Source organism: Micromonospora sp. AMSO12t (assembly GCF_008806585.1).
Lineage (GTDB): Bacteria > Actinomycetota > Actinomycetes > Mycobacteriales > Micromonosporaceae > Micromonospora > Micromonospora reichwaldensis.
This window is the reverse complement of sequence record NZ_WAAS01000274.1, coordinates 1-8,102: the sequence shown is the minus strand read 5'-3', so window position 1 is coordinate 8,102 and position 8,102 is coordinate 1. Positions and strand designations below refer to the sequence as shown.

Below are 8,102 nucleotides of genomic sequence, written 5' to 3'. Positions count from 1 at the left end.
CGCGACCGCGCGCGGGCCGCCCGGGTGCCCGCCGGTGGTACGTGGTGCGCGGGTGGTCGGCGCGGGGCCGGTCACCGTGAACGGGAACGGCACGTGCACGAAGGGGTTGCCGTGCCGCACCAGGGCGTCGATCTGTCGCTCGTTGAGCCCGTGCCGCGCCAGCACCCGCCGGCCCCAGCGGTGCAGCCGGCACGGGTACGTCGCGCCGTCGTTGCGGCACAGCGGCCCGGCCGGCCACTCCTCGGCGGCGTGCACCACCACCGCCCGGACCGCGAGCCGGACGTCCTCGGGGGTCAGGGGCGCCGGCACCGGCACCTCGCCCAGGATCTGGTCGATGGGATCCGTCGACTGCTCACCAACCCGCACGGCAGGCCTCCCGTGGCTCCGGCAGCGGTGCGGCTGACCCGCCGCACCGCATCCTCGGCGACTGGTACGGCCCCCGCCCCCGGAAGGTTCAATCGCGCCTCAGACGAGGCCGGCGTCGTGCACCAGCAGGGCGACCTGGACCCGGTTGTTCAGGCCGAGCTTCACCAGCAGCCGCGACACGTACGCCTTGACGGTCGCGACGCTCATGAACAGCTCGGCGGCGATCTCCGCGTTCGTCCGGCCCTGCCCGAGCGCCACCGCGACCTCGCGTTCCCGGTCGCTGAGCCCGGCGAGCTGCCGCAGCGCCCGCTCCCGGCGCGGGTCGGAGCCGCCCGCCGCGCCCGGCGCGGTCACGTGGTCGATCAGCCGGCGGGTCACCGCCGGGGAGAGCATCGCCTCGCCCGCCGCCACCCGGCGCACCGCCCGCACGATCTCGGCCGGCGGGGTGTCCTTGAGCAGGAAGCCGCCGGCCCCCGCCCGCAACGCCCGGAGCACCTGCTCGTCGGCGTCGAAGGTGGTCAGCACCAGCACCTCGGGCGGGTCGGGCGACGCGCGCAGCGCCTCGGTGGCCGCGAGACCGTCGAGCCGGGGCATCCGGATGTCCATCAGCACCACGTCCGGCGCGCAGGCGGCCACGGCGGCGGGCACCTCGCTGCCGTCGGCGGCCTCCCCGACCACGAGCAGGTCCGGCACCCCGCCGAGGATCATCGACAGGCCGGCCCGCACCAGCGCGTCGTCGTCGACGAGCAGCACCCGTACCGGCCGGCCGGGGTCGGGGCCCGGCCCGCTCACGCCGGCCACGGCAGCCAGGCGGCCAGGCGGAAGTCGCCCGCGTCGTCCCGCCCGTACTCCAGCCGGCCGCCGGCCAGGCTGACCCGCTCCGCGATGCCGACCAGGCCGGTGCCGGCGCCGGGGATCTCCGGGCCGGCGATGCCGCCGACCGGCCACCGGTTGCGGATCTCCACGGTCAGCCCGTCGCCGGGGGCGCCGGCCACGTCGACGGTGACCGCCGCGCCGGCGGCGTGCTTACGGGCGTTGGTGAGCCCCTCCTGCACGATCCGGTAGACGCTGCGCCCCACCGCAGCGGGCACCCGTTCCGCCAAGGTGACCACCTCGCGGACGCCGATCCGCGCCCCGGCCGACCGGGACTCCTCGACGAGCGCCGGCAGATCGCCCAGGGTGGGCTGCGGTCGCTCGGGATCCTCCTCGGCGGTGGTCTCCGCGCGGAGCACCCCGATCACCTCGCGCAGATCCTGCAACGCGGCGTGGGCGCTGCCCCGGATCACCCCGGCCGCCCGCGCCACCTCCTCCGGCGGCGCGTCCGGCCGGAACTCCAGCGCGCCGGCGTGCAGGCTGAGCAGCGAGATCCGGTGCGCCAGCACGTCGTGCATCTCGCGGGCGATGCGGGTGCGCTCCAGGTGCCGGGCCTGCGCCACCCGCAACTGCTGCTCCGCCTCGGCCCGCTCGGCGCGCTCGCGCAGCGACACGACGAGCTGCCGCCGGGCCCGCACGAACATCCCCCACGCCAGCACGGAGAGGCTGAGCACCACCCCCCAGACGGTGGTCGCCCAGTACGGCATCTGGGGGTCCGGGCGCAGGTAGCTGAAGGCGAAGTTGGTGACCAGGCCGGCGGCGGTCAGTCCCAGCGCGACGGCCGTGCGCCGGTGCACCACCACGGTGAAGTAGATGATCAGCAGCGGGATCGCCGCCGCCATCGAGAACAGCGTCAGCGGCACGGTCGCGACGGCGAGCCCCACCGGCCACCGGCGCCGCAGCCAGATCAGCGCGCAGCAGGCGAGCCCGAGCAGGGCGTCGACCGGGACCATCCAGCGCTGCGGCAGCGGCGTGGCGAACTCCGGGTCGGCCGAGGCCGCGTCGGCCGTGGCGAGCAGGACCCAGCCGAGGGAGAGCAGGAAGCAGAAGCCGTCCACCACCCAGTCGCGGGTGGTGCGACGCGGCCCCCGCCCCACCCGCGCCGCCGGATCGACGCTCAGCGCCCCCGGCAGCAGCCAGGGGTGCTCCGGTACGGCGGCACTGGTCACGCGACCATGCTAGGCAGCCGCCCGGCGAACCGACCAGCTACCAAAGTCGAGACCCTGGCGTCGACCAAGGTAGCCGCCGGACGAGACCGTCGGCCGCAGCGCGCGACCGGGTGGCTCCGGCAGCGTGGCCGGCATGATCAGCGTGGAACACCTCACCAAACGGTACGGGCGGCACACCGCCGTCGACGACGTGTCGTTCCGCTGCGAGCCGGGCACCGTCACCGGCTTCCTGGGACCGAACGGCGCCGGCAAGTCCACCACCATGCGGATGATCTGCGGGCTCACCCCGCCCAGCGGCGGCGGCGCGACGGTCGGCGGCCGGCCGTACCGGGAACTGCCCAACCCAGGGCGGGAGGTCGGCGTGCTGCTGGACGCCTCGGCCCAGCACGCCGGGCGCACCGGGCGGGAGGCGCTGACCGTGGCCGCGGCCACCATGGGCGTGGACCGCCGGCAGGTCGCCACCAAGCTCGACCTGGTCGGGCTGAACGAGGTCGCGGCGAAGCGCCGCCTCCGGGCGTACTCGTTGGGGATGCGGCAGCGGCTCGGCCTCGCGCACGCGCTGCTGGGCGACCCCCGGGTGCTGATCCTCGACGAGCCGGCCAACGGCCTGGACCCGGAGGGGATCTTCTGGATGCGCGGCCTGCTGCGCGACTTCGCCGACCGGGGCGGCACCGTGCTGCTCTCCTCCCACCTGCTGCGCGAGGTGGAGGCGGTCGCGGACCAGCTGGTGGTCATCGGGGGCGGCCGGATCGTGGCCCAGGGCGACAAGGCCGAGTTGCTGGCCGGCGGCGGGACGCTGGTGCGGGCCCGCGACGGCGGGGCGCTGCGCGGCGCGTTGGAGCGGGCCGGGCTGACGGCCACCGAGGGCACCGAGGGGCTGCTGGTCCACGCCGACGCCGAGGCGGTCGGGCAGGCCGCCGCCGACGCCGGCGTCGCCCTCACCGAACTGCGGTCCGCCGGCAGCGGCGGCCTGGAACAGCTCTTCCTCACCCTGACCGCCGGCGCGTCGACCCAGGAGGCCGTCCGATGACCACCGCCACCACCGCCAGCCCGCCCGCCACCACCGCGCCCCAGCGCCATTCCGGCGTACGCCGGCCGTCGCTGCTCCGGCTCACCGGCGTGGAGCTGCGCAAGCTCGTCGACACCCGGGCCGGGCTCTGGCTGCTGATCACCATCGGGCTGCTCGCCGCCGCCCTCGTGGTGGTCCAGTTGATCTGGTCGGACGACGCCGAGCAGACCTTCCCCAACTTCTTCCTCCCCTCGATGCTGCCGATCGGCCTGCTGCTGCCCGTGCTGGGCATCCTGTCGATCACCGGGGAGTGGTCCCAGCGCACGGCGCTCACCACGTTCGCCCTGGTGCCCCGGCGGGGCCGGGTGATCGTCGCGAAGCTGGTCGCGATGGTGCTGGCGGCCCTGGCGTCGGTGCTGGTGAGCCTCGGCGTGGCCGCCGCCGGCACGCTCGTCGCCGCGGCCACCGGCGGCGCCGGCACCTGGCGCATGGAGTGGGCCCTGGTGCTGCACGCCGTGGCGCTCCAGGTGGCCAACGTGCTGATGGGGGCCGGCTTCGGCCTGCTGCTGCTCAACACCCCGCTGGCGATCGTCGGCTACCTGCTGCTGCCGACCGTCTGGTCGATCCTCGGCGAGATGATCCGGCCGCTGCGCGGCCCGGCGGGCTGGCTGGACACGGGCCGCACCATGGAGCCGCTGCTCACGCCCGACGTCACCGCCGGGCAGTGGGGACGGTTCGCCGTGTCGCTGCTGGTCTGGCTGGCCGTGCCGCTGGTCGCGGGGCTGATCCGCACGCTGCGGCGCGAGGTGTCCTGACGGTGGACGGCTACGGTGCGCCCACCGTCGTCGACGGCGGCGCGGCGGAACTGGCGATCCTCTGGGGCGGGTTCCCGGCACTCGGCGCGGGCGCCGGGTGGCTGCTCGTCGCCGGCGCGGAGTGGATCGCCGGGCTGTCCTGGGCTCCCGCGCAGGACCTGTTCGAGCTGGTCGCCCGGCTGCCGGACCCGCAGGCCGGCATCGGCGGGCTGGCCGTCGGCACGCTGGGCGGCCTGCTGGTCGCCGCCGTCGGCACCGCCGAACGGCTCGCCGTCACCGTCGACACCGAACGGGTCCGGCTGCGCCGCGACCGCAAGGACCGGCAGGTCGGGCGGCGACCGGTGCGCGCCGTCTTCGTCGACGGCAAGGACCTGGTGCTGCTCGGCGCGGACGACGAGGAACTGGTCCGGGAGCGGTCGGACCTGGCCGTCGACCGGCTGCGCGACGCCTTCCGGACGCACGGCTGGCCGTGGACCGACGGCGACCCGCACCGGGACGCGTACCGGCGGTGGGTGCCGGACCTGCCGGGGCTGCCGACCGGCGCGGACGCACTGCTGCGGGCCCGGCAGCGGGCACTCGACGCCGACCGGGGTGGCGAGGCCCGGGAGCTGCGCGGCGAACTGGGCCGCACCGGGGTGGTGGTCCGCGACGACGGCCGGCGGCAGTACTGGCGGCTGACCCGTGCCGCCCCGCGCACCAGGTCGGAGGACGCGACTTCGGCTGAGCCGGAGGTCGAGGGCCGGTAGCGTTGCTCCCGACGGGTCCCGGGGCACGGGGAGCGCGCGATGACCGAGCAGCAGCCGTACCGGGTGGTGGCCCGGCACCCCGGCTTCGAGCTGCGCCGCTACCCGGCCCACCTGGTCGCCGAGGTGCGGGCGGAGGGCGCGTTCGAGCAGGCCGCCCGGGACGCCTTCCGGCCGCTGGGCGCGTACCTGCGCGGTGCCAACCGCGCGCGGCGGGCGACCGACCGGGAGACGGGCCCGCAGACGATCGCGATGACGGTCCCGTTCGTGCAGGAGGAGGGGGACCGCCCGGGCCACTGGCTGGTGTGGCTCGTGATGCCGGCGGGCCTCACCGCCGACACGCTGCCCGAGCCGGCGGACCCCCGGGTGCGCACCCGGTTGGTCCCGGCACAGCTCGCCGCCGCGACGCGCTTCGCGGGCCGCTGGACGGCCCGGGCGTTCGACCGGCGGGCGACCGCGCTGGGCCGGGCGGTCACCGCGGCCGGGCTGCGCCCCACCGGCGCGGTCCGGTACGCCCGCTTCGATCCGCCGTGGAAGCCGTGGTTCCTGCGCCACAACGAGGTCGTCCTGCCGATCGCCGAGTGAGCCGGGTGCCGCGGCCCGGCACGGGGCGCTCCCGGCCGGATCGGCGCGGCTACCCTCGCCGGGGTACGCCCGCGGGCCGGGGCCGAGGGCTGGTCACCGACGCCAGCAGTTCGTCGAGCGCGTCGACCTCGGCCCAGCCGTTCACCGCGATCCGGCCGGCGGCGTCGACGGTCACCTCGACCCGGTCCGGGCTGTGCGACACCTCGTCGAGCAGTCCCGGGAAGCGGTCGCCGAGCAGCACGAACTCCTGATTGGTGGAACCCACCCAGGGCCGCCGGGTGTCGATCCGATCGGCCAGGAACGGCCCGGCGACGAGGAGGTCGGTCGCCGCCAGCAGCGCCGCGACGTCGTCCCGGCCGGCGTCGACCGCCCGGTGCAACTGCGCCCGGGTGTAGCCCGTGAAGGTCATCACCGAACGCCCGGCGGCGCGTACCCCGGCGGCGACGGCCGCCAGCGGGGCGGCCTGGTCGAAGGGCTCGCCGCCCAGCAGGGTCAGCCCCTCGGTGCCGGCGTCGAGCGCCCGGCGCACCAGGTCGGCGGGGGCGACCCGTTCCCCGCCCCGGAAGCTCCACAGGTGCGGGTTGAAGCAGCCGGGGCAGCGGATGGCGCAGCCCTGCACCCAGACGGCCGTCCGCTCGCCCGGGCCCTCGGCGCGGGTGGCGGCCAGAAACCGCGCCACCGCCACCGTCTCCACCCCCACCGGCGGGCGCGGCCCTGGACCCTCGTCAGACATCGAGGACCCGGCCGGGCGGCGGCCGGTCGGGCGCCGGCCCGGCGGGCGGGACGCACTCCACGGCGTCGCGCAGGCGCGCGTACTCGTGGGGGGCCAGGTTGGCGGCGGCGGCGAACTCGGCCAGGCTGCCGAAGGACCCGCGCCGCTCCCGCTCGGCCAGCACCTGCCGGGCGCGCTGCGGGTCGAAGCCGGGCAGCGCCGCGAGGTCGCCCGGCCCGGCCGCGTTGACGTCGATCGGCGGTCCGGCCGGCGGCCCGGAGGCCGGCGCGTCCGGCTGCCCCGGGGCCGGCGCGTCCGGCTGCCACGGAAGCGACGTGATCGGCCCGGTGGGAAAGGGGTCGACGGCCGGCGCCAACGTCGGGTCGGCCGCCAGCGGCGGATACCCCGTCGACGTGGGCGGATGTCCCGTCGTAGAGGCGGGCGGGTACACCGGCGACCCCGGCGGATAGGACGACGACGCGGGCGGATAGGACGGCGACCCCGGCGGGTAGGACGACGACGCGGACGGATAGGACGGCGACCCCGGCGGGTAGGACGACTCGGGCGGGTAGGCCGACGACCCCGGCGGGTACGCCGGCGAACCCGGCGGATAGGCGGGCGACGCGGGCGGGTACCCCGGCGGGTAGGCCGGGGACGGGTAGCCCGCCGTCGAACCGGGCTGATACGTCGGGGACATGCCCGGGTAGGGACGGGGGATCGGGCCGGCGGGACCCGCCCCGGGCAGCGGAGCCAGCGGGTACGCGCCGCCGGGCCACGCCGTCGCCGCGAACCTGGCGCGGCGGTCCGTGAGCCAGCGCAGCCACGCCGGATTGATCAGCGCGGCATGCAGGATGCTGGCGATCCACACGGCCAGGAGCACGCCGACCGCCCAGTCGCTGAGGGCGCTCTCCTGGTCCGACTCGCCGACGACGAGGAACGCCGCCGAGCCCACCACGGTGTAGAAGATGCCGGGGAGCCACCACGCCGCGCGCTGGGCCCGCAGGCCCACGTAGATGAATCCGAGGCCGCCGAGGCAGCTGCATCCGAGGACGGGCAGCAACAGCCACCAGCTCTGCAACACCTGCCACGTCGTGCTCGGCCGGGGGACGGCCGGGGGCGGCCAGCCGGGGTTAGGCGCGTTCGACATCGCGCTGCTCCTGCCACTCGGGCACGGCGGCGCGGTCGCGGTCGGCGGTGTACGCGCTGCGTACCGTGCGGGCCGCCAGCAGGTCCTCCAGCACGGCGATGTAGTCGAGGCACCCGTCGCCGAGCACGTCCCTGGTCTCGGCGCTCACGACGCCCTCGCTGCTCACGGTGACCACGATCCGCGGCTGCCCGCCCATCACGACCTGCCCTCGACGGCGAACACCAGGCGGACGCTCGCGTCCTCGGTGACCTGTTCGGACTCCAGCCGCAGCCCGGCGGCGGGGGCCTGCTCGCGCAGCCGCTCCAGCACGGCCCGCTGGACCTGCCGCCCGTACGCGGCGTCGATGGCCCGGACCGCCTCGACGGCCCGCGGCTCGTCGACCTCGCCCGTGAAGTGCGCCGACCAGATGCCGTCCTCGCCGCGCCGGAAGCCGGCCCGCACGTCGGCCCAGTCCGCGATGACGGCGTCCGGTTCGGTGGTGACCACCGCGCCGGTGTCGCGCAGCGCGGCGACGAGCAGCGTCTCGTCCCGCATCCGGGTCTGCACCTGGCAGACGACGTGCCCCTCCCCGTCCCGTCCGGCGGTCGCGGCGTGCGTCGCGGCGACGGCGGCGACGGCCAGCGGCAGGAGTATCAGTGAGACGCTCATCGGGGCCCCCTCCCTCGGTTTCGACCCACAGACTA

General features: G+C 76.5%; 11 protein-coding genes. 4 read left to right on the top strand and 7 right to left on the bottom strand.

Annotated features, from left to right (window positions below; all coding sequences use genetic code 11):
• The 3 genes from F6X68_RS27500 to F6X68_RS27490 form a co-directional block, all read right to left on the bottom strand.
• Nucleotides 1-366: hypothetical protein (locus F6X68_RS27500; RefSeq protein ID WP_225852455.1), on the bottom strand; the 366-nt coding region annotated here is incomplete at its 3' end.
• A gap of 99 nt (nucleotides 367-465) precedes the next feature.
• Nucleotides 466-1,176, bottom strand: coding sequence for a response regulator transcription factor (locus F6X68_RS27495; protein WP_151456988.1), 711 nt, complete (start codon nucleotides 1,174-1,176; stop codon nucleotides 466-468).
• Entirely contained in the window at nucleotides 1,155-2,408 is a 1,254-nt protein-coding gene (locus tag F6X68_RS27490; RefSeq protein ID WP_151456987.1) for a sensor histidine kinase, read from the bottom strand. Before F6X68_RS27490 ends, F6X68_RS27495 begins: the two co-directional genes overlap by 22 nt.
• A 133-nt stretch (nucleotides 2,409-2,541) precedes the next feature.
• Here F6X68_RS27490 and F6X68_RS27485 point away from each other — a divergent pair, with 133 nt between their 5' ends.
• The 4 genes from F6X68_RS27485 to F6X68_RS27470 are packed head-to-tail and all read left to right on the top strand — an operon-like array spanning nucleotide 2,542 to nucleotide 5,560.
• A complete protein-coding gene (locus F6X68_RS27485) occupies nucleotides 2,542-3,438 on the top strand; it encodes an ABC transporter ATP-binding protein (protein WP_151456986.1) in 897 nt (298 codons plus the stop codon).
• Nucleotides 3,435-4,232, top strand: a complete 798-nt coding sequence (locus F6X68_RS27480; protein ID WP_151456985.1) for an ABC transporter permease subunit — start codon at nucleotides 3,435-3,437, stop codon at nucleotides 4,230-4,232. Before F6X68_RS27485 ends, F6X68_RS27480 begins: the two co-directional genes overlap by 4 nt.
• A gap of 2 nt (nucleotides 4,233-4,234) precedes the next feature.
• Entirely contained in the window at nucleotides 4,235-4,978 is a 744-nt protein-coding gene (locus tag F6X68_RS27475) for a hypothetical protein (RefSeq protein WP_151456984.1), read from the top strand.
• Nucleotides 4,979-5,017: 39 nt separating this feature from the next.
• The gene (locus F6X68_RS27470) at nucleotides 5,018-5,560 is read left to right on the top strand and encodes a heme-binding protein (RefSeq protein ID WP_151456983.1); all 543 of its coding nucleotides are present in this window, start codon (nucleotides 5,018-5,020) and stop codon (nucleotides 5,558-5,560) included.
• A gap of 49 nt (nucleotides 5,561-5,609) precedes the next feature.
• On the opposite strand, the gene F6X68_RS27465 is transcribed toward F6X68_RS27470, so the two are convergent.
• The 4 genes from F6X68_RS27465 to F6X68_RS27450 are packed head-to-tail and all read right to left on the bottom strand — an operon-like array spanning nucleotide 5,610 to nucleotide 8,067.
• Nucleotides 5,610-6,293: a 4Fe-4S cluster-binding domain-containing protein gene (locus tag F6X68_RS27465; protein ID WP_151456982.1), complete on the bottom strand. Its 684-nt coding sequence runs from the start codon at nucleotides 6,291-6,293 to the stop codon at nucleotides 5,610-5,612.
• Nucleotides 6,286-7,419: a helix-hairpin-helix domain-containing protein gene (locus tag F6X68_RS27460; protein ID WP_151456981.1), complete on the bottom strand. Its 1,134-nt coding sequence runs from the start codon at nucleotides 7,417-7,419 to the stop codon at nucleotides 6,286-6,288. The genes F6X68_RS27465 and F6X68_RS27460 overlap by 8 nt, the downstream gene beginning before the upstream one ends.
• Nucleotides 7,403-7,615 carry a DUF2997 domain-containing protein gene (locus F6X68_RS27455; protein ID WP_151456980.1) on the bottom strand — a complete coding sequence of 71 codons (213 nt, stop codon included), beginning with the start codon at nucleotides 7,613-7,615 and terminating at the stop codon, nucleotides 7,403-7,405. Before F6X68_RS27455 ends, F6X68_RS27460 begins: the two co-directional genes overlap by 17 nt.
• Nucleotides 7,615-8,067: a hypothetical protein gene (locus F6X68_RS27450; protein WP_151456979.1), complete on the bottom strand. Its 453-nt coding sequence runs from the start codon at nucleotides 8,065-8,067 to the stop codon at nucleotides 7,615-7,617. The genes F6X68_RS27455 and F6X68_RS27450 overlap by 1 nt, the downstream gene beginning before the upstream one ends.
• Nucleotides 8,068-8,102 lie beyond the last annotated feature (35 nt).

Excerpts from the sequence above, each read along its gene's own strand:
- F6X68_RS27485 (WP_151456986.1), top strand. The coding sequence starts at position 2,542 with ATGATCAGCGTGGAACACCTCACCAAACGGTACGGGCGGCACACCGCC.
- F6X68_RS27480 (WP_151456985.1), top strand. The coding sequence starts at position 3,435 with ATGACCACCGCCACCACCGCCAGCCCGCCCGCCACCACCGCGCCCCAG.
- F6X68_RS27470 (WP_151456983.1), top strand. The coding sequence starts at position 5,018 with ATGACCGAGCAGCAGCCGTACCGGGTGGTGGCCCGGCACCCCGGCTTC.
- F6X68_RS27465 (WP_151456982.1), bottom strand. The coding sequence starts at position 6,293 with ATGTCTGACGAGGGTCCAGGGCCGCGCCCGCCGGTGGGGGTGGAGACG.
- F6X68_RS27460 (WP_151456981.1), bottom strand. The coding sequence starts at position 7,419 with ATGTCGAACGCGCCTAACCCCGGCTGGCCGCCCCCGGCCGTCCCCCGG.
- F6X68_RS27455 (WP_151456980.1), bottom strand. The coding sequence starts at position 7,615 with ATGGGCGGGCAGCCGCGGATCGTGGTCACCGTGAGCAGCGAGGGCGTC.
- F6X68_RS27450 (WP_151456979.1), bottom strand. The coding sequence starts at position 8,067 with ATGAGCGTCTCACTGATACTCCTGCCGCTGGCCGTCGCCGCCGTCGCC.